This is a genomic window from Haloarcula halophila (assembly GCF_029278565.1).
GTDB classification, from domain to species: domain Archaea; phylum Halobacteriota; class Halobacteria; order Halobacteriales; family Haloarculaceae; genus Haloarcula; species Haloarcula halophila.
The window spans coordinates 1,755,686-1,781,770 of sequence record NZ_CP119559.1 but is presented as its reverse complement, the minus strand read 5'-3'; the positions used below and the strand labels follow the sequence as shown (position 1 = coordinate 1,781,770).

The 26,085-nt window shown below is 67.3% G+C and carries 29 protein-coding genes; 13 read left to right on the top strand and 16 right to left on the bottom strand.

Features of this window, described 5'->3' with window-relative positions; all coding sequences use genetic code 11:
• Positions 1–9 precede the first annotated feature (9 nt).
• Together P0204_RS09465 and P0204_RS09460 are read left to right on the top strand one after the other, a co-directional pair.
• Positions 10–300: an SDR family oxidoreductase gene (locus tag P0204_RS09465; protein WP_276178537.1), complete on the top strand. Its 291-nt coding sequence runs from the start codon at positions 10–12 to the stop codon at positions 298–300.
• On the top strand, positions 297–728 hold the full coding sequence (locus P0204_RS09460) for a type II toxin-antitoxin system VapC family toxin (protein WP_276178535.1): 432 nt from the start codon (positions 297–299) through the stop codon (positions 726–728). Before P0204_RS09465 ends, P0204_RS09460 begins: the two co-directional genes overlap by 4 nt.
• Here P0204_RS09460 and P0204_RS09455 read toward each other — a convergent pair.
• Positions 725–1,456 (bottom strand): competence/damage-inducible protein A, encoded by a 732-nt coding sequence (locus P0204_RS09455; RefSeq protein ID WP_276178533.1) that lies wholly within the window; start codon positions 1,454–1,456, stop codon positions 725–727. The genes P0204_RS09460 and P0204_RS09455 overlap by 4 nt on opposite strands.
• A 92-nt stretch (positions 1,457–1,548) precedes the next feature.
• On the opposite strand from P0204_RS09455, the gene P0204_RS09450 reads away from it, so the two are divergent.
• Both P0204_RS09450 and P0204_RS09445 read left to right on the top strand, forming a co-directional pair.
• The gene (locus P0204_RS09450) at positions 1,549–2,169 is read left to right on the top strand and encodes a conditioned medium-induced protein 4 (protein WP_276178531.1); all 621 of its coding nucleotides are present in this window, start codon (positions 1,549–1,551) and stop codon (positions 2,167–2,169) included.
• Positions 2,170–2,202: 33 nt separating this feature from the next.
• Complete coding sequence (locus P0204_RS09445; RefSeq protein ID WP_276178529.1) at positions 2,203–2,871, top strand: CRISPR-associated protein Cas4; 669 nt, start codon at positions 2,203–2,205, stop codon at positions 2,869–2,871.
• Here the strand turns inward: P0204_RS09445 and P0204_RS09440 are convergent.
• Genes P0204_RS09440 through P0204_RS09430 form a run of 3 tightly spaced genes read right to left on the bottom strand, consistent with a single transcriptional unit; the run spans position 2,868 to position 4,244 of the window.
• A complete protein-coding gene (locus P0204_RS09440) occupies positions 2,868–3,446 on the bottom strand; it encodes an L-threonylcarbamoyladenylate synthase (protein WP_276178527.1) in 579 nt (192 codons plus the stop codon). The genes P0204_RS09445 and P0204_RS09440 overlap by 4 nt on opposite strands.
• 1 nt (position 3,447) lies before the next feature.
• Positions 3,448–3,960: a redoxin domain-containing protein gene (locus tag P0204_RS09435; RefSeq protein WP_276178525.1), complete on the bottom strand. Its 513-nt coding sequence runs from the start codon at positions 3,958–3,960 to the stop codon at positions 3,448–3,450.
• Positions 3,960–4,244 carry a glutaredoxin family protein gene (locus P0204_RS09430; protein WP_276178523.1) on the bottom strand — a complete coding sequence of 95 codons (285 nt, stop codon included), beginning with the start codon at positions 4,242–4,244 and terminating at the stop codon, positions 3,960–3,962. Before P0204_RS09430 ends, P0204_RS09435 begins: the two co-directional genes overlap by 1 nt.
• A gap of 94 nt (positions 4,245–4,338) precedes the next feature.
• On the opposite strand from P0204_RS09430, the gene P0204_RS09425 reads away from it, so the two are divergent.
• Together P0204_RS09425 and P0204_RS09420 are read left to right on the top strand one after the other, a co-directional pair.
• Positions 4,339–5,718, top strand: coding sequence for a hemolysin family protein (locus P0204_RS09425; protein WP_276178521.1), 1,380 nt, complete (start codon positions 4,339–4,341; stop codon positions 5,716–5,718).
• 77 nt (positions 5,719–5,795) lie between these two features.
• Positions 5,796–6,659, top strand: a complete 864-nt coding sequence (locus P0204_RS09420) for an SDR family oxidoreductase (protein ID WP_276178519.1) — start codon at positions 5,796–5,798, stop codon at positions 6,657–6,659.
• Here the strand turns inward: P0204_RS09420 and P0204_RS09415 are convergent, their stop codons facing one another.
• Together P0204_RS09415 and P0204_RS09410 are read right to left on the bottom strand one after the other, a co-directional pair.
• Positions 6,660–7,856, bottom strand: coding sequence for an inorganic phosphate transporter (locus tag P0204_RS09415; RefSeq protein WP_276178517.1), 1,197 nt, complete (start codon positions 7,854–7,856; stop codon positions 6,660–6,662).
• 92 nt (positions 7,857–7,948) lie between these two features.
• Positions 7,949–9,469 (bottom strand): phytoene desaturase family protein, encoded by a 1,521-nt coding sequence (locus P0204_RS09410; protein ID WP_379801650.1) that lies wholly within the window; start codon positions 9,467–9,469, stop codon positions 7,949–7,951.
• A gap of 167 nt (positions 9,470–9,636) precedes the next feature.
• Here P0204_RS09410 and P0204_RS09405 point away from each other — a divergent pair, with 167 nt between their 5' ends.
• A complete protein-coding gene (locus P0204_RS09405) occupies positions 9,637–10,866 on the top strand; it encodes an MFS transporter (RefSeq protein WP_276178513.1) in 1,230 nt (409 codons plus the stop codon).
• A 113-nt stretch (positions 10,867–10,979) separates the two neighbouring features.
• Here P0204_RS09405 and P0204_RS09400 read toward each other — a convergent pair whose 3' ends face one another.
• Both P0204_RS09400 and P0204_RS09395 read right to left on the bottom strand, forming a co-directional pair.
• The gene (locus P0204_RS09400) at positions 10,980–12,653 is read right to left on the bottom strand and encodes a sensor histidine kinase (protein ID WP_276178511.1); all 1,674 of its coding nucleotides are present in this window, start codon (positions 12,651–12,653) and stop codon (positions 10,980–10,982) included.
• A gap of 121 nt (positions 12,654–12,774) precedes the next feature.
• Complete coding sequence (locus P0204_RS09395) at positions 12,775–13,479, bottom strand: DUF5828 family protein (RefSeq protein WP_276178509.1); 705 nt, start codon at positions 13,477–13,479, stop codon at positions 12,775–12,777.
• Between the two features lie 145 nt (positions 13,480–13,624).
• Here P0204_RS09395 and P0204_RS09390 point away from each other — a divergent pair, with 145 nt between their 5' ends.
• The 5 genes from P0204_RS09390 (at position 13,625) to upp (ending at position 19,459) form a co-directional block, all read left to right on the top strand.
• Complete coding sequence (locus tag P0204_RS09390) at positions 13,625–14,317, top strand: type 1 glutamine amidotransferase domain-containing protein (RefSeq protein WP_276178507.1); 693 nt, start codon at positions 13,625–13,627, stop codon at positions 14,315–14,317.
• Positions 14,318–14,473: 156 nt separating this feature from the next.
• Positions 14,474–15,526 carry a TAXI family TRAP transporter solute-binding subunit gene (locus P0204_RS09385; RefSeq protein ID WP_276178505.1) on the top strand — a complete coding sequence of 351 codons (1,053 nt, stop codon included), beginning with the start codon at positions 14,474–14,476 and terminating at the stop codon, positions 15,524–15,526.
• Between the two features lie 31 nt (positions 15,527–15,557).
• The gene (locus P0204_RS09380) at positions 15,558–16,067 is read left to right on the top strand and encodes a DUF1850 domain-containing protein (protein ID WP_276178503.1); all 510 of its coding nucleotides are present in this window, start codon (positions 15,558–15,560) and stop codon (positions 16,065–16,067) included.
• A complete protein-coding gene (locus P0204_RS09375) occupies positions 16,045–18,741 on the top strand; it encodes a TRAP transporter permease (RefSeq protein WP_276178501.1) in 2,697 nt (898 codons plus the stop codon). The genes P0204_RS09380 and P0204_RS09375 overlap by 23 nt, the downstream gene beginning before the upstream one ends.
• Positions 18,742–18,781: 40 nt before the next feature.
• Entirely contained in the window at positions 18,782–19,459 is a 678-nt protein-coding gene (upp, locus tag P0204_RS09370) for a uracil phosphoribosyltransferase (RefSeq protein WP_276178499.1), read from the top strand.
• A gap of 248 nt (positions 19,460–19,707) precedes the next feature.
• Here upp and P0204_RS09365 read toward each other — a convergent pair whose 3' ends face one another.
• Genes P0204_RS09365 through P0204_RS09340 form a run of 6 tightly spaced genes read right to left on the bottom strand, consistent with a single transcriptional unit; the run spans position 19,708 to position 23,407 of the window.
• Positions 19,708–20,310, bottom strand: a complete 603-nt coding sequence (locus tag P0204_RS09365; protein ID WP_276178497.1) for an IMPACT family protein — start codon at positions 20,308–20,310, stop codon at positions 19,708–19,710.
• A 32-nt stretch (positions 20,311–20,342) separates the two neighbouring features.
• Positions 20,343–20,693, bottom strand: coding sequence for a 2Fe-2S iron-sulfur cluster binding domain-containing protein (locus tag P0204_RS09360; RefSeq protein WP_276178494.1), 351 nt, complete (start codon positions 20,691–20,693; stop codon positions 20,343–20,345).
• On the bottom strand, positions 20,690–21,043 hold the full coding sequence (locus P0204_RS09355; RefSeq protein ID WP_276178492.1) for a DUF4260 domain-containing protein: 354 nt from the start codon (positions 21,041–21,043) through the stop codon (positions 20,690–20,692). The genes P0204_RS09360 and P0204_RS09355 overlap by 4 nt, the downstream gene beginning before the upstream one ends.
• Positions 21,044–21,086: 43 nt before the next feature.
• Complete coding sequence (locus tag P0204_RS09350) at positions 21,087–21,590, bottom strand: TrpY family transcription regulator (protein ID WP_276178490.1); 504 nt, start codon at positions 21,588–21,590, stop codon at positions 21,087–21,089.
• Complete coding sequence (hisB, locus tag P0204_RS09345) at positions 21,591–22,178, bottom strand: imidazoleglycerol-phosphate dehydratase HisB (protein ID WP_276178489.1); 588 nt, start codon at positions 22,176–22,178, stop codon at positions 21,591–21,593. It abuts the gene before it with no gap.
• A gap of 32 nt (positions 22,179–22,210) precedes the next feature.
• Positions 22,211–23,407 carry an MFS transporter gene (locus tag P0204_RS09340; RefSeq protein WP_276178487.1) on the bottom strand — a complete coding sequence of 399 codons (1,197 nt, stop codon included), beginning with the start codon at positions 23,405–23,407 and terminating at the stop codon, positions 22,211–22,213.
• A 61-nt stretch (positions 23,408–23,468) separates the two neighbouring features.
• Between P0204_RS09340 and P0204_RS09335 the strand changes: the two genes are divergently transcribed.
• Positions 23,469–24,533, top strand: a complete 1,065-nt coding sequence (locus tag P0204_RS09335; protein WP_276178486.1) for a TrmB family transcriptional regulator — start codon at positions 23,469–23,471, stop codon at positions 24,531–24,533.
• A gap of 31 nt (positions 24,534–24,564) precedes the next feature.
• On the opposite strand, the gene hisA is transcribed toward P0204_RS09335, so the two are convergent.
• Together hisA and P0204_RS09325 are read right to left on the bottom strand one after the other, a co-directional pair.
• Complete coding sequence (gene hisA / locus P0204_RS09330; protein ID WP_276178485.1) at positions 24,565–25,299, bottom strand: 1-(5-phosphoribosyl)-5-[(5-phosphoribosylamino)methylideneamino]imidazole-4-carboxamide isomerase; 735 nt, start codon at positions 25,297–25,299, stop codon at positions 24,565–24,567.
• A gap of 60 nt (positions 25,300–25,359) precedes the next feature.
• Positions 25,360–26,007, bottom strand: a complete 648-nt coding sequence (locus P0204_RS09325) for a DUF502 domain-containing protein (RefSeq protein WP_276178483.1) — start codon at positions 26,005–26,007, stop codon at positions 25,360–25,362.
• Positions 26,008–26,085: the final 78 nt, after the last annotated feature.

Below are 26,085 nucleotides of genomic sequence, written 5' to 3'. Positions count from 1 at the left end.
CCGTGTCGTATGGCAACTTCGGTGGAGGTCGACGAGGAGACGAAAGACCGCCTCGAACGGCTCCAAGCGGAGATTCGACTCGAAACGGGGACGACCGTCACTCAGCAAGAACTGCTGGACCGGATCGTTGCACGGGAGTTTGCGTCGAAGGACGCGCTCGTCGACTCGTTCCGGGACGACTGGGAGGGGCTGACCGACGCCGAGACCGAACAGTGGCTCGCAGGTACCGCGGAGTCGGGCGATCCAGCCGCCGAGGCAGATATCGACAAGACACTGTCTGACGAGGCTGTCGAAGAGTGACCGTCTTCGTCGACACCGGCGTGTTCTACGCACAGCAGGACGAAGACACAGAGCGCCACGACGCCGCAACCCGAGCGATGCGGGCCATCGCCGGCGGCCGGTTCGGGCGCCCTGTGACGAGTGACTACGTCTACGACGAGACCGTCACGCTCACCCTGTCCCGCTCGAACGATCCGGCGCAGGCCGCAGCGGTCGGGGATCGCATCCGCGGTCACGGGAGCTTTCCCGAAGCCGTGCGAATGCTGTTCGTCGGTCACGAGCAGTTCCACGACGCCATCGAGATCAGACGAGCGTACGACGACCAGGCGCTGTCGTTCACCGACGCGACGACGGTCGCCGTTATGAGGGATCGCGGCATCGACCACGTGCTGTCGTTCGACGACGACTTCGATGGGATCCTCGACCGACTCGATCCGACGACGCTCTAATCGACCGTCTCGATCCGCTCGCGCAGCCAGTCGGTCGCCGCCCGAACCGCGTCGGGGTCGTCGCCGGTGACGGTCACCCGTCCCGGCGTGTCCGCTTTCCGGGGGTAGCTCCCGACGGCGACGCCGAAACGTTCGCGGGCCTCGGTAATCTGGGTGACGACGGCGCCCTCGGGGGCCGGCGTGTGGATCGTCTCGATCGTCCGGTCGCCCCCGAAGTCGTCGGCGACCGTCGCGAACATCGCCCGGAGTTCCTCGGGGATTCCCGGCAGGACGTACACCCCGTCGACGACACAGCCGGCGGCGAAGCTCTCGTCGGTCAGCAACGGCTCGCCTCCCTCCGGGATGGCGGCCCACGCGTCCAGGTCCAGCTCCATCTCGTAGCGGTCGACCAGCTCGGGGTTGTCGGTGGCGAACCGCTCGGCCTTCGCTTCGAGGTGATCCCGCACGTCCTCGGGGACGACGAGGTCGCGGTCGAACGCCCGAGCGACGGCGGCCTTGGTCACGTCGTCGGGGGTCCCGCCGATGCCGCCGGTCACGACGACGGCGTCAAACGCCGTACGGTACCGCTGGACAGCATCGGCGATGACGCTCTCGTCGTCCGGGACCGTGAGAATCCGGGTGACTCGTGCCCCTGCCCCGGAGAGTCGCTTTGCGAGCCACGTCGCGTTCGTGTTCTCGGTCTCGCCGGCGAGCAACTCGTCGCCGACGGTCACCAGTGCCACGTCCATACTTGGGTCTCGGGGTCGGCGGCGGTAAGGATGGCGACGACTGGTTGCTTCCCCGACAGATACTTACCGCTCGGACCGCAGGTTCCACGCCAATGGACGAGAAGACCGAGGACCTCCGCGATCTCTTCATCGACGTCTCCGGCGAGGAGCGCGTCACGGAGTCCCAGGAGGACACCCGGGGATCACTGGCAGACGCGGACGAAACGTCGGTGTCGGAGCGACTCAGCGCTGTCGTCTCCCGGATGCGCGAGCGCTACGAGTTCCGGACCGACCTGGACGACGAGCAACTGGTGGCGGTGGTCCGCGGGTTCTACGAGGGGGAGAGCGACGCGGCGCTTGCCGACCGGCTCGACGCCGACGAGGAGACGGCCGTCCGCGCCCGGCTCGACCTCCACCTGCTACGGGAGGCCGACGACGACGTGCCCTTCGACGTGTCCGCGTTCCGCAAGCGGGTCGTCAACGACGACGCGACCGACGCCGATCTGGCCGCCGAGTTCGGAGTCGAGGAGTCGACTGCGACCCACTACCGCGCGGTCGTCGAGGCCCAGGCCGCCGCCCGGCGGGTGAGCCACCGCTTCCAGAGCGAGTTCGAGGACGTGCTGACGGAGGCGGGCCTCTCGACACAGCACACCGCCGCGATCCGGGAGAGCGGGCTGGAGGAGGCCACCGAGGACATCGACTCGCTGGACTCCGACGCCGACATCTCGATGTGAACCCTTTTGCCGGAAGCCGGGACCAGACCCGCCGTGTCACCCACCGACACCCACACGTTCCGTGAGTTGGAGACCGCAGCCTACTGCCCGCGCAAGCTCTACTACCGCCGGCGCGACGGGCCGCCCGACATTCCCGACGAGGTGGGCCGAGTCCGTGACCTCGCTTTCGACTACGAGCGACTGCTGGCCGACGACGCCGCGTTGCTTGCCGCACCGATCGAGGTCGATCCTGCGACGGTCCGAGAGCGCCTCCGGCGGGCACGCGACCGGCTAGACGCCTGGGACGAACTGGTCGATCCGTTCGACCGGGACGTCCGTCTCGACGGCAAAGACGCCCGTGGCGTCGCACACAAACTGGTCGACGGGTCCGAGGGGCCGGCTCCCTCGCTCGTCTTCGCCGGCTCGCCGCCCGACCAGGGGGTCTGGGAGCCCCAGACCGTCAGGCTCGTCGCGGCGGCGAAGGCGCTCGCTTGGGAGCGTGAACGGCCGGTCGAACACGCCTACGCCGAGTACCCGGCCCACGGCGTCGTCCGTCGGGTCGAGGTGACGGCGCGACGTGCCGGCGTCTACCGGGCGGCGCTACGGACCGCCGAATCGATCGATGGCCCGCCCGCCAGAGCCGACAGCGACGCGAAGTGTTCGCCCTGCGAGTACCGGGAGCAGTGCGGTGTCAGGACCCGCTCGCTGCGGTCGCTGCTCTAGCGGTCGGCGAGCCAGGTCTCGACGGCGTCGGCCCGAGCGCCCCGCCGGTGGATCGTCCCCGTCTCCACGTCGACGACCGTCGAGCCGGTACCGCCGGTTTCACCGCCGTCGAGCACCGTGGCGGCCCGCTCACGGATGGCATCCAGCTCCCTGGCGGACGTGGCGCTGGGGTTGCCCGAGACGTTGGCGCTCGTCGCCGTCAGCGGCGCGACCGCGTCCAGCAGGTTCAGCGCCACCGGATGGTCCGGTATCCGGATCCCGACCCGATCACCGCCGTCGACGAGCACGTCCGGGACGATCTCCCGGCGCTCGACGACCACCGTGACCGGCCCCGGCAGGAACTCGCGCATGAACGCCAGCTCCCGTTCCGTGAGCCGGGTGTACTCCCCGGCGGCCTCGACGTCGGGCACGGCAAGCGAGACGGGCTTGTCCCTGGCCCGACCTTTTGCCTCGAAGACCCGCTCGACGGCGTCGGGATCGAGGGCGTCGGCGGCCAGGCCGTACACCGTCTCCGTCGGATAGACGACCAGCTCCCCGTCCCGAATAGCCGCGGCGGCGGTCTCGATCTCGCTCATCTCACAGCTGGGCTTCGACGACATCGTAGTCGGGGAAGGAGGGCCACTCCTCGCCGACCCAGGCGTACTCGATCCTCCGGTCGTCGCCGAGAACGAACACGGCCGGTCGGGGTTCTTCGATGCCGGCCATCCCGTCGGTCTCCATCGCGATACCGTACTGTTCGGCGACGCCGTTTCCGGGGTCCGAGTACAGCCGGTAGTCGTCCGCGATCCCGCGCTCGTCGAGCAGGTCCGTGTGGGCGTACGGCGTCGAGATCGAGAGGCCGACGACGGTCGCGGACTCGTGCCACGCCCGGTCCCGGATCTCGTTCCAGACGTAGGTCGCCGGGAAGGCGCCGTCCATCGGATGGAAGACGAGAACCACGGGGTCGTCGCTCGCTTCGCACACGTCCGAGAGCGCCACGTCCTCCCAGTACTCGTCGTTCACGAGCGGTCGGGTGAAATCCGGTGCCTGCTCGCCCTCGGCCGGCGCGTCGGCGGGACCGAGATCGATGACATCGAACTCCAACTCCATCAGGCCTCACCTCCCTGCTCGGCCGCGGTCGCTTCGCTCCCGTACGTCCGCTCGATGTACTCGACGATGTTGGCCGACTCGCTCATGGTGATCCCGGTGGTCTCGTCGACGATGGCCGGGACGGTCCGCTTGCCGGTCAGGCGCTTGACGATGTCCCGCTCGGAGTGCATCGGTTCGACGAACCGCGAGCGGTAGTCCAGGCCGTGCTCGTCGAGCGTCCGGACGACACGCTCACAGAAGGGACAGGCCTGCAGTCGGTACAGGGTGATCGCTGGCTCGCTCATACGGGGGGACGTAGGACCGAGCCGAGGGTAAGGGCTTCGCCACTGTCCGACCATGACAAGTCTTAATCCCCATCCATTACAACTCGAACCGTTGATGGCCCTGGACCCACCTGCGTCGTTCGCGCTGTTGCTCCAGTCTGTCCCCGTATTCGGCGTGGAGATCCCACAGAGCGTCATCGTCTGGACCGGTATCGTCACGATCGTCGTGCTCATCGGGCTCTCGGCGTTTTTCTCCTCCTCGGAGATCGCGATGTTCTCCCTGCCGGCCCACCGGACCGAGGCACTCGTCGAGGACGGGGTCAAGGGCGCCAAGACGCTCCGGCAACTCAAGTCCGATCCCCACCGACTGCTCGTGACGATCCTGGTCGGCAACAACCTCGTCAACATCGCGATGTCCTCGATCGCGACGGGGCTGCTGGGCTTCTATCTCTCCCGTGGCGAGGCGGTGCTGGCCGCGACCTTCGGGATCACTGCGATCGTCCTGCTGTTCGGCGAAAGCGCCCCCAAGAGCTACGCCGTCGAGAACACCGAATCCTGGGCGCTGCGCATCTCCAAACCGCTGAAGCTCGCCGAGAAGGTCCTCATCCCGCTCATCCTGCTGTTCGACTATCTCACCCGGATCGTCAACAAGATCACGGGCGGTCGGTCGGCGATCGAGACCTCCTACGTCACCCGCGAGGAGATCCAGGACATCATCGAGACGGGCGAACGCGAGGGCGTCCTGGACGAGGAGGAACGCGAGATGCTCCAGCGGACGTTGCGGTTCAACAACACCATCGCCAAGGAGGTCATGACCCCGCGACTCGATATGACCGCTGTCGATAAGGACGACTCCGTTCAGGAGGCCCTCGAAACGTGTATCCAGAGCGGCCACGCGCGGGTCCCGGTCTACGAGGGGAGTCTGGACAACGTCATCGGCATCGCCCACATTCGCGATCTCGTCCGCGATCTGAACTACGGCGAGGCCATCGCGAAAGACATCCAACTCGAAGACATCATCGAACCTACGCTGCACGTCCCCGAGTCCAAGAACGTCGACGACCTCCTGACGGAGATGCGGAAAGAGCGCATGCACATGGTCATCGTGATCGACGAGTTCGGGACCACCGAGGGGCTGGTGACGATGGAGGACCTCACCGAGGAGATCGTCGGCGAGATCCTCGAAGGCGAGGAGGAAGAACCGATCGAGTACCTCGACGACGACACCGTCGTCGTCAAAGGCGAGGTCAACATCGAGCAGGTCAACGAAGCGCTCGAACTGGAACTCCCCGAGGGCGAGGAGTTCGAGACCATCGCCGGCTTCATCTTCAACCGCGCGGGCCGGCTCGTCGAGGAGGGCGAGACGATCACCTACGAGGGCGTCGAGATCCGGGTCGAACAGGTCGAGAACACCCGGATCATGAAAGCCCGCGTCGCCCGCCTCGACCGGGGCGAGGACGAACCCGTCGAAACCGAGGAAGCCTCGACCGAGTAAACTCCTCACGGTCGCTCTCGGCGTTTCTGTCCGGTTCGAGAGTCAGTACTATGTGGCTCTGTCCCGACTGGGACGGCATGACACTGGAGGCGCCCGATCTCTCGGGCAGTACCGCGTTCATCACCGGGACGACCCGCGGTATCGGGAAGCGGATCGCGCTCGCGCTGGCCGATCAGGGCTGTAACGTCGTCTCGACGGGCAAGACCAGCGAGGAGGGTGACTACGGCGAGGACCGCGACCTGGAGGGATCGATCGAACAGACCGCCCGCGAGGTTCGCGAGCGGGGAGCCGAATCGCTGCCGATCCAACTGGACGTACGTGACCCCGAGGCCGTCCAGGCTGCGGCCGACCGGGCGATCGATCGCTTCGGCACCGTCGACATCGTCATCAACAACGCCAGCGCGATCCAACTCGCGACCGTCGAGGACCTGCCGCCCAACCGCTTCGACCTCCTGACGGAGGTGAACGTCAGGGGGACGTATCTGGTCTCACGGGCCTTCATCGATCATCTGAAAGGCCTCGACGAAGCGTGGATTCTGACGAACGCGCCGCCGGTGACCGTCGATCGAAGCCCGGGATCGGGGCCGTATCTCTGGTCGAAACTCGGGATGTCGTTCATCACGCTCTCGCTGGCCGGTGAGTTGCGCGGCCACGACATCGGCTGTAACACCTTCTGGCCGGTCACCGCGATCGACACCCGGGCGACCCGACACTTCGGGCTGGGCACCGAGGACGACTGGCGCACGCCCGAGGTCGTCTCGGACGCCGTCCTCCAGATACTGCGTCACGACCCCGCGGAGTTCACCGGCGAGTCGCTGTACGACGAGGACGTGCTCCGGGCGGCCGGGGTCACCGACTTCTCGGGGTACAACCTCACGCCCGGTGATCCGGCGCCGACCTCGGCACAGATGATCGATCCCGACTACAGCCGCCCGGAGTAGTCACAGCGCGTCGACGAGCAGAAAGAGCCCGTAGCTCGCCGCGAACGCCACCGCGAGCGAGCCGATCCAGGCCAGGACCGTCTTGCCCATCTTCGAGCGGCTCACCTCGCCGCCGCCGGCGGCCGCCCCGGAGCCGACGATCGCCGAGACGATGATCTCGTTGAACGAGACCGGCACGCCCAGGAAGACCGCCGCCTGCGCGATGATGAAACTCGGGATCAGCGCCGCGATCGAGCGCCGTGGCCCCAGCGAGGAGTAGTCCTGTGCGATCGCTTTGATCATCCGTGGTGCGCCGGTCCAAGAGCCCACGAGCAGGCCGATCCCGCCGAAGAGCAGGACGCCGGTGATCGGGACGGCGGCGGTCGGTCCCTCGCCCAACAGCGGGAGGAGCGGGCCAAGCGCCAACCCGACCTGGCTCCCGCCGGCCGAGAACGCGACCAGGCCGCCCAGTACGAGCAGGAAGTGTCGCTGGCCCGCGGCCGGGTCGGCCCGCACGTCCCGGTACAACAGCCCGCCGGCTAGCAGCGCGGCCACGACCGTCACACCGACGACCGTCGGTAGCTCGGGTGTTCCTGCCGCGGTAGCCAGTGCCTGCGCCACGGAGGCCTGCTCGGCACCCGGCGCCAGCAGGACGAACCGGACGTTCGCCATGATCGCACCGACGAGGGCGGCCAGCGCCGGCACCAGCAGTTCCTCGCTGGTCCCCTCGTGGCGCAGGAGCCACGCCGTCGCGAAGGCGATCCCGCCGCCGACGAACGGCACCGCGACCCACAGCGAGACGATCTCGACGTACTTCGCGGTCGCGGGCTGGCCACCCATCGCCAGGCCGACGCCGACGACGGCCCCCGTGACGGTAAACGCCGTCGCGATAGGGTAGCCGGTGAAGATGCCGACCGCGACCAGCGCGGCCGCCGTCAGTAACGCGACGATGGCGGCCGCCGCAGAGAGTCCGCCGCCGTCGGGGAAGAGGATCAGCCCGCCCCCGACTGTCTCGGTGACGTTCGCGCCCTGTAACACGGCACCGGCGAGTCCGAGGATCCCGACGAAAAAACCCGCTCGCATCACCGAGATCGCGTTCGCCCCGACGGCCGGCGCGAACGGTGTCGACCCCGAGGAGCCGGCGCCGATCGTCCAGGCCATGAACAGACTCGCCGCTGCCGCGACCACTAGCGTCGCCAGCACACTCGTCGCGACCATCTACCCCGGCGTTTGCCCTACCGTGCAATGAGCCTACCGCTCGGTGTGGGGAATCTCTACCTGAAACGAAGGGGTTGTCAAATGCTAGCGCACTACATATCGTCGACGACTGCGTCGGCGGCGTGCTGGCCGCTGATGAGACACATCGGCACGCCGATACCGGGCGTGGTGAACGATCCTGTGTAGTAGAGGCCGTCGACGGCCGAGGAGCGATGGCCCGGTCGGAGGGGGCCGGTCTGGCGCAGCGTGTGTGCGAGTCCGAGTGCGGTCCCCTCGGGGTCGTCGTACCGGCGAGCGAACTCCGAGACGCAGGCCTCGTGCTCGACGACGATGCGGTCTCGCAGATCGACTCCGGCGTGCCGTGCCAAGTCCGAGAGGACCTGCTCGCGGAACTGCTCACGGGCGGGTTCGTCGTCGTCCAGCCCGGGTGCGATAGGGACCAGGACGACGACGGCGTGGTGGCCGTCGGGTGCCACGCTGTCGTCGGTGACGGAGGGGACGTTGACGTAGTAGGCGGGGTCGGTCGGCCAGCGTGGCTCCTCGAAGATGCTCCGGAAGTGTGGCTCCCAGTCCTCGGGCAACACCAGCGTGTGGTGTTCCAGCGGGGAAACGTCGCCCTCGACGCCCAGGTAGAGCATGTACGCCGACGGTGCGTAGGTACGGTTCTCCCAGTAGCCCCGGCGGGTCTCCCGGGTCCCGTCGGGCAACAGGTCCCGGTCGACGTGGGCGAGGTTCGCGTTCGCCACCGCGAGATCAGTCGCCGCCGTCCCGTCCGCCGTCGTCACCGCCACGCCGTCGGGTTCGCCCGCCAGGCCGGTTACTTCCAGCCCAGTCCTGATCTCGACGCCCAGTTCCTCGGCCAGTTCGACCATCCCCTCGACGACGCTGTAGACGCCCCCGTCGGGGTAGTAGACGCCCAACTCGAAGTCGACGTGGCTCATCAGGTTGTACAGCGCCGGCGTGTTGTACGGCGATCCGCCCAGGAAGACCAGCGTGTACTGCATCAGTTGCCGCAGTTTCGGGTGCTCGAAGTAGTCGGCGACGTGGTCCTGCATCGAGCCCAGGAACGTGAGTCCGCGGGCCGAGCGGACCACCTCGGGGTCCAGGAAGTCCCGGAGTCGCTGGCGGTCCTCGTAGACGAACCGCTCCATCCCGACCTCGTAGGTGTGTTCGGCTTCAGCGAGGTACTCGTCCAGCGCGTCGTCGGCACCGGCCTCGTAGGACCGGAACACCCGCCGGTTGTGGTCCATATCCGGGCGCATGTCGACGCTGTCGGCGATCTCACCGTCGGCTCCCCCCTTCCAGAGGACCCGGTAATGAGGGTCCAGACGGACCAGGTCGTAGTAGTCGCCCGGGTCCCGATCGAAGTGGCCGAAGAAGCGCTCGAAGACGTCGGGCATCAGGTACCACGAGGGGCCGGTGTCGAACGTGAATCCGCCGTCCTCGATGCGGTTCGCGTGGCCGCCGGGGCGGTCGTGGCGTTCCAGCACCGTCACGTCGGCCCCGGCGTCGGCCAGATAGCAGGCCGTCGCCAGCCCACCGAAGCCCGCACCCACGACCGTCGCCGACTGGCCCGCGAGCGGTTCCGTCGTCGCTGTCACGTTGGGTCCCATCACCGCCGGCTAGGGACAGGAGTGGGGTAGGTCACGACCCGTCGTTCTGTGGGTCGGGATACCGCGGCCTCCTGACACCACGCAGCCATGCCGGCCGGTCGTCCGCGGACGGTGACGCGACTGCCGGGACCGGGCCGCCTAAACCGCTCGGGCGGCGACCTTCGATCGTGACCGCACGCACCGAGCGGCTGTTCTCGGGGTACGGCGGGCGGATGCTCGTGACCCTGAGCGTCGCCTGGGCCACGCTCCAGTTGGGACGGTTCCTCCTGCCGCCGCTGTTACCGTCGATCATCGCCGACCTGGGGACGACGACGGTCGTCGCCGGCCTCGCCCTGGGCACGCTCCAGGCGGTCTACGCCGTCACCCAGTTCCCCAGCGGTCGGCTCTCGGATCGGTTCACCCGTCCGTCGCTGGTGGTGCCCGGGCTTGTCGTTCTCACCGCCGGCTTCCTGGTGGTCTCGGGGACGACGACCGTGTGGCTGTTCGTCGCCGCGGCGCTCCTGCTCGGCGTCGGGAAGGGGCTGTTCGCGGTCCCCTCGCGTGCGCAACTGTCGGACCTGTTCGTCCGGCGTCGCGGGCAGGCGCTCGGGTTGTACGCCGCCGGGACCGACGTCGGGGGGATTCTCGCCTCGGTCGGAGGCGTGGTCGTCACCGGCGGCGGCGCGACCATGGCGGTGGTCGGCCTCGAACCGGTCCCGGGACTTGACTGGCGGACGCCGTTCGTCCCTGTGGCGGCCGTCCTGGGGCTGGTCTGTCTGGCCTACGTCGCCTGGAACCGCGACTCCTACCGGATCGGTCGGACGAACGTGGAACTCCTCGCGACGATCCGACGGCTGGCGACCACTCGCCGGCAGCGGGAGGCGCTTGTCGCGTTCGCGCTCTTTTATTTCGTCGTCGGCGCGTGGGTGAACTTCCTCCCGACGTATCTCACCAACGGGAAGGGTTTTGCCGAACCCGTCGCCGCGGGGCTGTACGCCGTGGTGTTCGTCGTCGGCGTCGTCGTCAAACCCACGGCCGGGGCGCTCTCCGACCGGGTTCCCCGCCGGGCGGTCGGGGCAGGCGGCCTCCTGCTCGGCGTCGTCGCGCTGGCGGCCGTCGTCACGACCGACTCGCTGATCGCCGTCGGCCTCGCCATCGCCGCCTACGCCCTCGGCTACAAGGCGGTGTTCCCCGTCGCCGACGCCACGCTGCTGGACGCCGCGCCCGCCGACAATCTGGGTGCGGACCTGGGGGCCGCGCGGGCACTGTTCCTCGGCGTCGGCGCGCTCGGACCGGTGTATATGGGCTGGATCGCGGCCGTCGCGAGCTACCGGCTGGCCTTCACCGGGCTCGCCGGCTGTCTGGTGGTCGCAGCGGCGCTCCTGCTCCGTGGCGTGGTCGGAAGCAAGCCGGCTTGAGGCGTCACGCGGGCGTCGCTCGGTTCGTTCTGTCGTCTGCGACAGGCTGTCATCGAACCGTTCATGCCGTCGTTCTCGGAACGCATCAACCGCGCAGTCGGTCGGTAGCTCGATCACAAACGGATCTCGAACTGCGCGCCGCCGCTCTCGCTGTCAGTGACGCTGATCCCCCACCCGTGTGCCTCGACGATCTCGTGGACGATACTCAGTCCAAAACCGGTGCCGTCAGTGGCTGTCGAGTAGCCAGCATCGAACACGTCGCCGTGTTCCTCGACGGGGATGCCCGGGCCGTCGTCGGCAACGTAGAACCCGTCGTCTAGTTCTCCCACCGTTACAGTCACGCGCTCGCCACCGTGTTCGACCGCGTTCCGAAACAGGTTCTCTAGCAGCTCTTCGACCCGGGACGAGTCGGCACGGATCGTCTGCTCGGTCTCGATAGCAAGTACCGCTTCCGCCGTCGCCACGTTCTGCCAGGTGGTCTCTGCGAGCGTGGCCAGATCGACAGCGTCCGTCTCCTCGATCACGTCCCCTTGGCGAGCGAGCGTCAGGAGGTCCTCGATCAGGACTTCCATCCGCGTGTGAGCTCTCTCCACGGCGGTGAGATGCTCATTTTCCGTTTCGGCGAGTTCGAGATGCCCCTGGGCGACGTAGAGCGGGTTCCGAAGGTCGTGAGACACCGTACTGGCGAACCGGTCGAGTCGCTCGTTCGACTGTTCGAGGGACTGTTTCGTCTCTTCGAGTTCCCGCTCTCGTCTCTTCTGCGGTGTGATGTCGTGAAGCAAGACTACCCGCCCTTGTTCAGGGGAGTCACCGATCGGCGAACTAGACACGGAAAAGTGTCGCTGCTGGCCGTCGGCCGCGATTGTGAGTTCGGCTTCCTCACCGGCCTCTTTGCTGATCCCTGAGAGCATCTCGTCGGGGCCAGAACCGAAGAACTCGCTTCCGGGCATCCCGACGTATTCCGGTCCGCAGTCGAACAGTTCCCGGGCGCGCTTGTTCGCGTCGACGACCCGGTCCTGGCTGTCGAGCGTGATCATCGCGGCCTCCATCTCGTCCATCGCGGTCCGTCTGGCTACCGGAACGATATCCAGAAACCGGGAGCGAAACAGGACCACAGCCAGGACCGGAACTGCGAGTAAAAACCCGGCGGAGGAGACGTTGTACTGCAGATCGAATAGCTGAAAGGTGGACACAGTGCTTGCGAGAATAACGGGGACTGCGGCGAGCGAGAGCCACCCGAACTGTTTCCGGCGGATTCCACTCGATGTGAGGGCACCCCTCACGAGTAGTAGTTCACCGGTCAACCCGCACAGGTAGCTCGCTGCAGTGTGGACCCACCACCACTCTAACGTCGTCATAATCGCCGCATCGATACCACGGGCGAGTCCGGACTCGTCGAGTCCCAGACCCGGTTCGTACAGCAGATGGTGAAGGGGGTTCGTCCAGAGCAGCAACTGCAGAAGCAAAATACCGCCGCCCAGGGCAATCGCGGTCCGCCGTATGAGATGCGTGCGGTCGGTGATCGATAAGGCCAGCAACAACCATCCTGTAACCGCAAGCTCGGTTCCTAGTATGAGGACGTGAAAGCTACTCACTGTCAGCGCATAGTCTACGGTGAACTTCGGGACACTCAGCCCGAACATCCACAACCCGACCCCGACGGTGCACACGGCATACCCCCGACTGCCGGGTTTGTCTGGGTTATCGACAGCTGGTTTCAGCAGGAGCAGAGCCGCCAACCCGGCGACGATCTGAACACCCCCGACCAGCTGTGGGCTGAGCACCATCAGATTCTGCTGGACAATAGGCTACGGAACATAAAAAACCGATGCGGCCGCACAGAGGCGGCCTCAGTTCGTTTTGGCACCTGCGATGGTGGAAGCCGACGGCGCTCGCACGGCGGCGAGCTTAGTTCGTCTTCGCGTCGGTCTCCTCGCCCGGTTCGACCGCGTCCACCCCTTCGGCGGCCTCGACGGCCTCGGTCACTTTCTCGGTGTCGACGTGCCAGCGGTCGACGTCCTGATCGTAGTCGGCGAGTTGGTTCGAGACCCGGAGCTTGAGGTCGTCGTCGTTGACGTTGACCTCGAAGACGTATTCGGGGTTGTCCTCGCCGTTGATCCGCTGGAGGTTCGCACTGACGAGTTCGTTGTCGAAATAGTAGGGCGCAATCTGTGTCATCACGTTCCGGTAGACGGCGTCCTCGACCTTCCGCAGCGCCTTCCGGCCGGCCGAGTCGGCTGCCCGGGCGACGTAGTCGACGGACTCGCCCCACTTGTCGATCGCCTCGTCGGGTTCGTCCAGGTTCTCGTAGGACTCGCTCAGCTTCTCACCCGCGGTCTGGAGGTCCTCGTCGGGGTCTTTGCCGGCCTGCTCGCCTTTCCCCTCGTCGACGCTCGCCTGCTCTGCGGTCTTCTCGTTGACGTCCTCGTCGAGCCGTTCGTGGCTCTTGGGACGCCAGTCGTCGAACTCCGCGAGCGCCTCCTCGTCGACAGCCAGTTCCTCGTCGCCCGCGAGGTCCTTCAGCGCCCGGGTGATCCGCTCGCCGTGTTCGACGACGGCGACCCAGCCCCCTCGCGTCTTGAAGCCTGAAACGCTCTCTTCCATGTCAGCCATTGTCGAATCGGGTACTGATGGGTCGGGCAGTCACGGCTGCTGTACGCTCCATCGTGTTCTATCCAAGTATTCGCTCCGACTGGTTAAGCGTTTCCGCCTACCCGCCGACCGGCGGCTTATCCACGTCGGACTCGTACGACCGACGATGTCATCCGCACTGTTCGTCGTCAGCGAACACGGCTACTGGGGAGAGGAGTGTATCGAGCCGCTCACCACGCTCACCGACGCCGGCCTGGAGATCACCGTCGCCACACCGTCCGGTGATCCACCGGTGCTGGACGAACGCTCCGTCGACCCTGCGGAGGTCGGTGAGGAGACCGCCGAACACGTCCGCGCGGTCCACGACTCCGACGAGCGACTCAACGACCCGACACCGATCGCTCGGGTCGAGGCGGCCGATTACGATGCCGTCGTCTTCCCGGGCGGTCACGGGACCGAGTGGGACGTCACCCAGGACAGCGACGCTCGCCGACTGCTCCGGGACGCCGTCGAGGGCGAGGACGGGACAGCCCTCGTCGTCTGTCACGCCGTCGGTATCCTCGCGTTCACCAGGGACAGCGACGGGGACATGCTCGTCGCCGGCCGGTCGGTCACCGGCTTCCCCAACGCCTGGGAGGAGGGGATCGTCGACGAGGACGACCTGATGCCCGACGGTCGAAAACTCCCCTACTGGGTCGAAGACGAGGTCAAAGCCGCCGGGGCTGCGTGGGACGCGGAACTCGACGCCGACACGAGCGTCACTGTCGACGGCGATCTGGTCACCGCCCGCGGGCCGCCGTCCTCGGCCCGGGCCGCACGGACCCTTCTCGAAGAACTCGGGATCGAGGTACCGGCCTGAGTGAAAACGACCCCTGGCTGATACTACCGTTCGAGCGTCAGTCACTCGTCTCTAGAACGAAACCGCGAATACGGGGGACGGAGGAACCGCATAACCCATACAGCTATTTTAAATACAGATATATTAATATGTCCACCCTCCGATAGAGCAGTTGGTATGTCTAAAGAGCACACGCGCAGACGGTTCATACAGACAGCGGGCGTCGCGGGCGTCGTCGCACTCGCGGGCTGTGGCGGCGACGGTGGGTCCGGAGATGGCGGTTCCGGTGACGGTGGATCGGGTGACGGCGGCTCCGGAGATGGCGGCTCCGGCGACGGTGGCTCGGGTGACGGCGACTCCGGCGGCAACGGCGGCGACACGCGCCTCTCGTGGCACGCCGGCGGGACCGGCGGGACCTACTTCCCGCTCTCGAATGAGTTCAAGACGATCGTCGAGGACAACACGGACTTCACGCTGAACGTCCAGTCGACGGGAGCGAGCGTCGAGAACGTCGGCAACCTCTCCAGCGGTGACGCCGACTTCGCGCTCATCCAGAACGACATCGCCTCCTTCGCCAAGAACGGGACCGGGATCGACGCCTTCCAGGACAACCCCGTCGAGAACCTGATGGGCGTCGCGACGCTGTACCCCGAGACGATCACCGTGGTAACGCTTGCGGACACGGAGATCACGAGCCTCTCGGACCTCTCGGGGGCGACGATCAACACCGGTGACCTCGGCTCCGGGACACAGGTCAACGCCCTCCAGATCCTCGAAGCCGTCGGTATCACCGACTTCAACGAGCAGAACGCGTCCTTCTCACAGGCGGCCGACCAGCTCCGGAACGGCGACATCGACGCGGCGTTCGTCGTCGGCGGCTGGCCGGTCGGCGCCATCGAGGACCTCGCGACGACCAACGACATCGTCATCGTCCCGATCGAAGGCGACAACCGCCAGGCGGTCAAGGACGCCGCCTCCTGGTTCGCCGACGACACCATCCCCGCCGGTACCTACTCCGGCGTCGATCAGGCCGTCGAGACCGTCGCCGTCCAGGCGATGATCGCGACCCGGTCGGGAGTGGACGAGAGTACCGTCGAGACGGTCACCGCGGCCATCTTCGACAACGTCGACGACCTCACGATCAAGACCGACTTCATCAGCAGGGAGTCGGCTCAGGACGGGATGTCCATCGAACTCCACCCCGGCGCGGCGTCGTACTTCGAGATGTAAGCCGTCCCGCTTGCTCACCGCTTCACGTTCCATGCGCCGAGGACACGTCGCTATCGTCGTCGCCGCCGCGCTCGTCGTCGCGGGCAGCGCCGCGGCGATCCCCGACGGACGGACCCTCGTCGTCGAGGACGTCGAGACCGGAGAACGGTACCTGCAGGTCCCCGTCAGCAACGGCACCGTCGTCGCCCTGGAGTACACACACAGCGTCGAGAAGACCCGTGTCTACGACGAGTACACCGTCCGCGGCGACCGACTGGAGATGACGCGGATGGAGTTCGAATCCTACGGCTGGGGGCTCCCGAGCGGGGCCAACGTCACCCGCGAGAACGGGACGTTCGTCTACGATCCCCCCGGCGTCTACGAGGGCGTGACGGTCGCACCCGGCGAGGTCGCGGGGCACAAACTTCACGTCGCCGGGGAGACCTACGACTTGGTAGCACGCACCAACGAACAGTCGGTCCGTCTCCATCTGACCGGACGGTCGACAGTCGCTGGCACCACGGATATACTCACAACCAATGGCACAACACCAATCGTCTGAGATCTCCGACGAGGAAGTCGACGAGGTGCTCCAGGAGATCGAACGCAAGCGTTCGTTACAGGGGCCGGCCGCCGTCGCGGTGGCGATCATCGGCGTCTCGTTTTCGGTCTTCCAGATGTGGCTGGCGGCGAAAGGGTTCGTCCTCTCGCTCGACGTTCCGGTCGTCGGGACCGTCGAGTTCGCGGCGCTGCAGTTGCTCCAGATCAACGCGATCCACGTCGCCTTCGGACTGGTGCTCGCGTTCCTGTTGTATCCGTCAAGCACCGGCGACGGGCCGATCGCGACCCGGTGTCTCCGGTTCGGGAGGTGGGTCGAGGACCGACTCGGCGCCGACCACCCGCTCGCGCGAGCGATCCACGGAGTCGGCGCCGCGCTGGCGTGGCTGTTCGTCGATCCCGACTTCGACCGGGTGACTCCCTTCGACGTGGTCCTGATGGCCATCTCCGTGCTGGCGGCGGCGTATTTCGTCACGGACTTCAGCGAGATCCAGCGGATGCGCGCGCTCGGGCTGGAGAGCGGCCGGCCGATCCAGGCGGTGTTCACGTTCCTCGAACCGGTCGCGGGTCTGCTCGGACCGCTGACCGAGACGTCCTACGCGATGGTCCTGGGGGCCATCGGCGTCTTGCTCGTTCTGGAGGCGACCAGGCGCGCGATCAGTCTCTACCTGATGTTCATCGTCGCGGCCTTCGTCGTCTACGCCCGTTTTGGCTTCATGATCCCCCAGAACGCCGCCTACGTCGGGGTCCTCTCGATCCCGCCGCTGGGGTGGGACTCGATCATCCAGAACCTCTGGTACAACACCGAAAACGGCGTCTTCGGCATCCCGGTGACGGTCTCCGTGCAGTTCATCTACATCTTCATCCTCTTCGGCGCGTTCCTGGAGATGTCTGGGGCGGGCCAGTGGTTCATCGACCTGGCCTACGCCGCGACGGGGACCCGTCGGGGCGGCCCGGCGAAAGCGAGCATCCTCGCTAGCGGTTTCATGGGGACCATCTCCGGGTCGTCGATCGCAAACACCGTGACGACCGGTGCCTTCACGATCCCGCTGATGAAGCGGTCGGGCTACCGCCCGGAGTTCGCCGGCGGCGTCGAGGCCTCGGCGTCTTCGGGTGGACAGATCCTCCCTCCGGTGATGGGTGCCGCCGCCTTCCTGATCGTCCAGTACACGGCGACGCCGTTCCGTGAGGTCATCGTCGCGGCGACGATCCCGGCGATCGTCTTCTTCTTCGGCGTGTGGGTGATGGTCCACTTCGAGGCCGTCAAGCAGAACATCGGCGGACTGGACCCCTCGGAGCTGGTCGACATCCGGAGCCACCTCCGGACCGGCTGGTTCTATCTGGTCCCGATCGGGCTCCTCCTGTACTACCTCATCGTCGAGCGACTCTCGGTCGCCCGGTCGGCGTGGTTCACGCTCATCGCGATCGGGGCGCTCATCACGCTCGTGGCGGCCTACAGCGACGAGACGCGTGCACGTCTGGGAGCGATCTTCGGCGTCCTGTTCGCCGCCGAGTTCCTCGCGCAGTTCCTCGCGGGTGCGGGGATTGTCGCCGCGGCTACCGGTCAGGGGGCCGGCGGCCAGTCGGCACAGGCAGCGTTCGCCGCCACCGTCGGTGGCCTCGGGTCGCTCGCGATTCTCGCCGGCGTGCTGACGCTCGTGACCCGGCCGGAACTGGACTCGCCGATCCTCTCGTTCGACGAGGCGGTCGACGAGGCGTCCGTCTCGACGGCGAACGTGCTCGGTCGCTCCGAGTTGGCGAGCAACGGGCTCTACCGGCTCGGCGTCTTCCTCGGGAAATCGATGGAGGGGGGTGCCAGGACGGCCGTCCCGGTCGTCATCGCCGTCGCGGCGGCGGGGATCATCCCCGGCGTCATCAGCGTCTCCGGACTGGGACCGAACCTCGTCGCGCTCATCCGGGCGGTCGCCGGCGGGTCGCTGGTCCTCCTGCTGTTGGTGACCGCGGTCGCCTCGATCATCCTCGGGATGGGGATGCCCACGACGGTCACCTACATCATCCTCGTCTCGCTGCTGGCGCCGGCGCTGACCAGTTTCGGCGTCCCGCTGCTGGCGGCGCACCTCTTCATCCTCTATTTCGGGGTGATCGCCGACATCACACCGCCGGTCGCGGTGGCGGCCTACGCCGCCGCGGGGGTGGCCAAGTCCGACGCGTTCCAGACGGGGATCGACGCGTTCTCGCTGTCGTTGAACAAGGCCATCGTCCCGTTCGCCTTCGTCCTCTCGCCGGGGATCGTCCTCCTGCGCCGGAAGGCAAACGCCGACGAGTTACCGGTCCGCGAGCAGTACCGGGTCGTCCAGTTGTCGGACTTCGCCGACCCCGGCTTCGCGATCTTCGAGGTCCTGATCCCGGTCCTGGGCGTGTTCGTCGGCGTCGTCGCGCTGGCGGCGACGGTGATCGGCTTCGTCTACGGCCCGCTCTCCCGGACGGAACGGGCCGCGTTCGCGGTCAGTTCGCTGCTGTTGATGGCACCCGGCCTGGCCGTCTCCGGCCTGTTCGACGTCACCGGCCTGTTGGGTCTGGGCGGCGGCGAGGTCACGCTCGCGATGGATCTGGGACTCCGTGCGGTCGGTGTGGTCCTCTTTGCCATGCTGTTGTTCACGAACCGACAGCGCGGGGGCGTCCCGACCGAGCAGTCCGGCGGTGCCGAACCCACCTAAGTAGAAACTGTTTACCACCAGCCTACTGTAGCCTCGATATATGGCCATAGAACAGCGTGGCGACGCCTCCGTCGTCACCCACGCTCTCGCGCAGGACGAACTCTCGAAGCTCCGTGACGTTGGAACCGAACAGGTCGAATTCCGAAAAGGATTGGTCCGTCTCGGACGGCTCTGTGGGTACGAGATCGTCGACGGACGGATGGAGACCGAGTACATCGAGATCGAGACGCCGCTGACAACGACGATGGGTGAGCGCGTCAAAGGGCTGGACGACGTCGTCATCATCAACGTCCTCCGTGCGGCGACACCGTTCGTCGAGGGGCTGTTGAAGGCGTTTCCCCGTGCCCGACAGGGAGTCATCTCCGCCAGCCGCGACGAGGAGGCCGGGATGAACACCGACGGCGAGTTCCCCATCTCGGTCGACTACGTCAAACTGCCCGAGATCGGCCCGGAGGATACCGTCATCGTCGCCGATCCGATGCTCGCGACGGGGTCGACGATGTGTGCGGTTCTGGAGCATATCACCGGGACGCAGACCGAACCGGAGACGCTGCTCACGCTCTCGGCGGTGGCAGCCCCGCCGGGGATCGTCCGCGTCTCCAGTGCCTTCCCCGATATCGACGTGTTGACCGTCGCTATCGACGAGGAACTGGACGACGACGGGTTCATCGTGCCGGGACTGGGCGACGCTGGCGACCGTGCGTTCCGGACCGACTGATCGCGCGGACCGAAACGTCTTTTACCGGCGTGCGAGAACGACGGGCACTGCGGTTTCTCGCCGCGATCCCGCGGGAAGACCCCTTCGTTTCAACTGGAGACAGCTGTACACCGTCTGTTGTTCGTTCCAGACGAACCGCTGGCTTCTTTGTGTGGTGTGTCCACACTCCTCTCCCGATTACCACCCGTCAGAGTCGAAGCTGTCGGTGACGCGGTCCTCGATGGTCGGTCGCCGACAGCGCCGACGGTTCAATACCCCTCGATGTCGGCGCGCCCGCTCGTCGCGCTGCGTATCTCGTCGCGCAGGGCCGCCCCCTCGGCGACGGTCACCCGTACTTCGAACCGCACGTCCGCTTCGTAGGCGGCGTCGAACTCCACGCCGGCGGATTCGAGCAGGCCGCGGACGCTGCCCGAATCGTCGTACTCGACCGTGACCGAGAACGTCTCGTGGGGGACCTCCTCGACGACGCCGGCGGCGTCGACGCCGTCCTTGACCGCTCGTGAGTAGGCCCGGGCGAGTCCGCCGACCCCGAGGTTCGTCCCGCCGTAGTAGCGGGTGACGACGGCGACGACGTTCTCGATCTCCCGTTGCTGGAGGACGTTCAACGCGGGCTTGCCGGCGCTGCCGCTGGGCTCGCCGTCGTCGCTGGAGTACTCCCGGAACGGGTCCGATCGCACGCGATAGGCCGGGACGTTGTGGGTCGCGTCGTCGTAGGCCCCCTCGATCTCCGTGACGAACGCTTCCGCCGCTTCGGTCGTCGTCGCCGGGGCGACGTGGCCGATGAACTCCGACCCTCGGACCTCGAAGCGCGCCTCGCCCCGCTCGGCGACGGTCCGGTAGCTGTCTGTCACGGCCGACGGTACCGGCGGCGGGCGAATAGCGCTTACCCTTCCGAGGACCCGTCTCGGTCACGCCCGCTCTTCCGGCCGCCCCAGACCCGCTTGTCGAGCAGGCGGACGACCATCCCGTCCCGAACCCGGAGCTGACAGGACAGGCGGGGATAGCCGAAGCGGTCGGCCAGGTCGTCGTGCCAGTGTTCGGGGGTCGGCTCCCCGCCCAGGCGAACGCCACAGGTCGCACAGATCCCCCGGCCGCCACAGTTGACGGTGCGGGCGTACCGCCCGTGCGGTGAGAGCTCCGCCGCCAGCAACACGTCCCGGAGGACGGCACCGGGATCGGCGGTCAGTTCTCGGCGGTCGCCCTCGGGCGTGACGACGGTGATCGTCGCGGTCATAGCCGCTGGACGTGCGTGTCGCCGAACTCCCGGTCGGCGTACTTCAGTCCGTAGCCGAACAGGCGATCGGCCCCGATGTGAGCGGTCCAGATCAGCGCGATGCCGACGGCCAGCCCGGTCCCGGTCAGGACCCCGACGGCCGCCAGCACGACCGGACCGACGTAGGTGTGGACGGCGTTGTACGTGATCGCACCGACCCGACGGCTGTGGAGGTAACCGGCCATCGACGCGTCGGGCAGGAGGATCACCGCGAGAAAGACGAGCAGTGATCGGCCGTCGAGCGCGTAGGTCACCGTCGCGGCGGCGGCGACGACCGCTCCCTCGGCGCGGACGAGCGTCCGTGGGTTCATACGCCGACCGAGGGAGCGCCCGCACAAAGCCGTGGCGGGCCGGTCACGCCAACTCGATCGTCCGGACGAACGCCATCCCGGTGATCTCGTTGAGCAGGTCCCCGGGGAGTTCCTCGTCGGTGATGACGTAGAGAACGGCCTCGTCGGTGAACTCCGGGTCCTCGGTGAGCACCTGCCGGATGGGGATGTCACGGTCGGCGATGGCACCGGTGACGGTGGCGACGATCCCCGACTCGTCGGCGTCCCGGACGTGGACGGTGATGGCGGTCAGATCCAGGACCGGTGCCAGATCCAGCAGACTCGGGACCGCCGAGATGTTCCGGAAGATGCGTCGCAGTTCGTCGTCGGCCAGGATGGCATCGGTCGTCGCGTTGACCACCCGCCGGTCGACGCCGGCCTCGCGGGCGATCCCCGTGTTGGGGATCTCGATCCCGCCGGAGACGACCCGCCCGTCCTCGTTGACTGAGAACCCCCGTTCGAGCAACAGGCGGATGACGGCCTGCTGGCCCGGTGAGTCCTCGAACTTCTCCATGATCTCGTCGAACATCTATAGCTCGCCTTTCGTGCTGGCGACGTCGCTGCGGCGCTCGTCGATCCGCGTCGCGTCGTCCAAGGCCCGGGCCAGTCCCTTGAACAGCGCCTCGATCTCGTGGTGCGCGTTCTCGCCCTCGACGCCACAGTGTAGCGTCAGCCCCGCGTTCATCGCGAGCGAGCGCCCGAAGTGCTTCGCCATGTGGCTGGTCATCCCGCCGACTTCGGCCTGTGAGAACGCGCCGTCGAACGCGAAGTAGGGCCGCCCGGAGACGTCGACGACGACGCTGGCGACCGCCTCGTCGAGCGGGACCCGCCGGTCGGCGAAGCGCTGGATACCGCGTTTCTCACCCAGCGCCGCTTCGAAGGCCTCGCCCAGCGTGATCGCCACGTCCTCGACGGTGTGGTGGTCGTCGATCTCCAGGTCGCCGTCACACTGGACGGTCAGGTCGAACAGCCCGTGGGTCGCGAAGGCGGTCAGCATGTGGTCGAAAAAGCCCACGCCCGTCTCGACGGTCGATTCGCCGTCACCGTCGACGTCCAGTGTCACCTCGATCTCCGTCTCGGCCGTCTCGCGCGTGAGGGCCGCCGTACGATCGGTCATACTCGGACGGTGTCGGGCCGGCTATTTGGACCTCACGGCTCTGTCACCCGGCCGATGACGAGCCAGGTCACCAGCGTCACCGCAAGCAACACTGCGATCGGCGCCCACAGCAACCGCATCGTCTGGAGGATCCCCTCGCCGCCGATGAGAACGCCCATCACCGCCGGGACGGCCGCGATCCCCGCCGCGGAGGTGACCGCGGCGATGGCGTTGACCGGCGCGCTGTGTTCGGGGACGGCCTCGGTCCCGTAGGCCAACATCGTCGGGTATAGCCCCGACAGCACCAGCCCGATGGCGAAAAAGCCCACGAGCAGCGCCAGCCCCTCCGCGAGGAAGAACGTGTAGAGGAACGCGGGGACGAGCAACCCGGCCTGTACGAGGCCGAGACGGGCGTAGCCGAACCGCTCGGAGAGCCGTCCGGAGACGAACCGTCCGGGGATGTACGCGACGAGCATGATACTCAGCGACGCCGTCGCGAGCGCCCCGGGCACCCGACCCTGTGCGAACGTCGTCAGCCAGGTGAACAGGCCGCCCTCGATGCCCGCCGAGAGAAACAGCGTGACGGCGGTCGCCACTACCTCCGGTTGGCGGCCGATCCGGCGCAACTCCGCCAGATCGAGGGTGTCGTCGCCGCCCGCGATGTCGGGCGTCGGGAGGAACCACACTAGCCCGATCAGCGGGACGAAGGCCAGCCCCAGCGTGTAGTACGCCAGCCGCCAGTCGCCCAGCCAGACCGCCGCCGCGACCAGCGCCGGCCCGGTGGTCGCACCGACCGCCCACATCATGTCGTAGTAGCTGAACAGCCGCCCTCGCTGGGTCGGGTAGAGGTGGCTCAACAGCGGTCGGTCGGTTCCGCGGCCGACGCCGGTGAACAGTCCCCGGCCCACCAGCGCCGACAGGAACAGCAGGAACGACGGTGCGACACCCATAAAGAAGATGCCGACCCCGGTCCCGACGAACCCCACCAGGAGCAACCGGCGCGTGTCGAACCGGCTCGCGACCACGCCGACGACCATCACGACCAACAGGTACCCCAGGGTCCCGGCCGGCGCGACCAGTCCCAACTGCCAGTCGGGCGCACCGAAGGTCGCCCGCAACTCCGGGATGACGGCCCCGCGCATCTGGAGTCCGGCTCCCTCCAGGGCGACGTACGCGAAGACGGCCAGCGTCCACCACCTTCTGGTGTCACGCTGTGTTTCCGTCTCGTGTGTCCCGGCCGTCTCGTTCATACTCCACCCTGGACGCCCCCTGTGGAAAAATATTTTGTATATAGTAGTACAATCCTCTTCCATGTCTGCCGACGCGCTCCGGGATCACCTCGCTGCGTTCGGACTCTCGGAGAAGGAGATCGAGGCCTATCTGGCCGTCCTCAGGGCGGGAACGGCCACCACGGGGGAGGTATCACGAGCCGCGGACGTCTCACAGGGGTACGTCTACGACATCGCCGCCGCACTGGCCGACCGGGGACTGGTGACCGTCGACGAGACACGGAGCCCGACCGTCTTACGCGCCCGTCGGCCCGAGGACGCAATCGGCGCGCTCTCGACGCGGGTCGAGGAACTGGGCGATACCATCGACGACCTCTACGAGCAACCGGCCGACGAGGGGGTACCCGTCGAGGTCGTCCACTCGCGGGCGACCGTCCGCAAGCGGGCACGCAGCGCACTGGAGGCCGCTCGCCACGAGGCGCTGCTGGTCGTTCCGGAACCGGAGATCGACCACCTCCGAGAGGCACTGCTGGAGGCACAGGACCGGGGCGTGTTCGTCTATCTGCTCGTGGTCTCGCCGCTGTCTGCCGACCCACTGGACGTCGAGTGGGGGCGGATCGCCGACGTGGTCCGGACCTGGGAGGCGGCGGCACCGGTCTACGTCCTCGTCGACGAGACGCGAGGGTTGATGGGCTCTCACGGCGTCCTCTCAGGGCGACACGGCGAGGAGTACGCGCTGGCGTTCTCACAGCGGGAGGTCGGCAGCGGCTTCTTCGGCAACGTCGTCGCGAACTTCTGGCCGATGGGTGAGGACCGCTACGTCACCGAGCCGGACCCGCTGCCGGCGACCTACGACCACCTCCGGACGGCGGCGACCAACGCCGCGCTCCATCGGGCGGCCGGCCGCGATCTGCTCGCGGACGTGACACTCAGTGACCTCGACGGCAGCGAGCAGAGCTACGAGCGGGTCCCCGTCGTCGAGGTCCGTCAGGGACTCGTCGGCGACCCGACCAACGATTTCCCGATGGAGAACAGCCTCGTCTTCGAGACGCCCGACGGGCGTGTCTCGGCCGGCAACACGCAGGGTGGGATCAGACCGTTCTACGAGGGCTACGGGGCAACGGCGGTGACGCTGTACTCGGGGTAAGCCCCGCAGCGTTCGCGACCACCGCTCGCAGTCACGCGTCCTCGACCGCCGCCATCGCTTCCGAGAGCGTGAACTCGCCCTCGTAGAGCGCGCTGCCGACGACGACGGCGGCCGCACCGGCTTCTTCCAGCGCGACCACGTCCTCGACGGTCGCGACGCCCCCGCTAGCGATCACGGGGACGTCGACGGATTCGACCAGCCGCCGGACGGGGTCGGTCCGGACGCCCGCCAGTCGCCCTTCGACGTCGACGTCGGTAAAGAGGATGCCGCCGGCACCGAGGTCGGCGTACCGCTGTGCGGCCTCGGTCGGGTCGAGCCCGGTTCCCTCGGTCCAGCCCGAGACGACGACCTCGCCGTCTTTCGCGTCGAGACTCACGAGGACGCTGCCGGGGTGGCGTTCGCTGATCTCGCCGACGATCTCGGGGGTCTCGACGGCAGCGGTCCCGAGGATCACCCGGTCGACGCCGCGGTCCAGCAGCGAGACGGCGTCGCTCCCGGTCCGGATGCCACCGCCCAGTTGGACCCCGATATCGTCGTCGACGGCGTCCAGGACGGCGTCGATCGCCTCGGCGTTCTGTCGCTCGCCCTCGAAGGCACCGTCGAGGTCGACCAGGTGGAGCGTCCGCGCGCCCGCCTCGACCCACCGCTGGGCTGCCTCGACCGGGTCGCCGTACGTCTTCTCGGTCCCGCGTTCGCCGCCGACCAGTTGGACGACCTGTCCGTCCTGCATGTCTACGGCCGGGACGACCTCGAACTCGGGGAACATGCGAACGGCTGGGGCACCAGCTGTCGAAAGCGTGTCGGTCCCGCCGTCACGGGCGGTTCCTCAGCCGGACCGGTCGCCGTCGATCAGCGCCGCGGGTTCGTCCTCGGCCCCGACGCCGGTGGTGACGACGAGCCGGAGCGCCCGCCGCACGCTCATATCGAGTTCCCGGACCTGGTCTTCGGGGAGCAACACGAGGCGGCCACCGGTCGGGTTCGGACTGTTCGGCAGGAAGACGTTGTACACCTCTTGATCCGCGACCTCTTCGACCTCTCGCGGGCTCTCGCCGGTGACCAGGCCCAGCGAGTAGATCCCCTCCCGCGGGTACTCGACGAGGACGACGCTCTCGTAGGCCGTGCTCCGGTCGACCAGGGAGTTGGCGACCTGCCGGACGGTCAGATAGATCGTGCTAAACAGGGGGATGACGTTCACGATCCGGCCGATACCGCCGAACAGCTGGCGGCCGACGTTCTTCTGTGCCAGATAGCCAAGCACCGTGACCACGACCAGTATCAGGACGACTGCGACGAGCTGTGCGACTGCCTCGACGTTCCCGGTGTACTGTGTCAATCTGGTCCCCTGGACGACCGGGTCGACGAACTGGAGCGACCACGAGACCAGCAGTCTGAGGACGTACAGCGTGATGACCAGCGGAGTGAGCAACAACAGCCCCGCGACGAAACTGCGTTTGAGTGCGCCCGTGAGATCCATACTGGACACCGACAGGTCACTGGCACGTAGTTGTGGTGTCCTGGAGGCTCGCCCGACGGATGAGTCCCAGCCGAACCC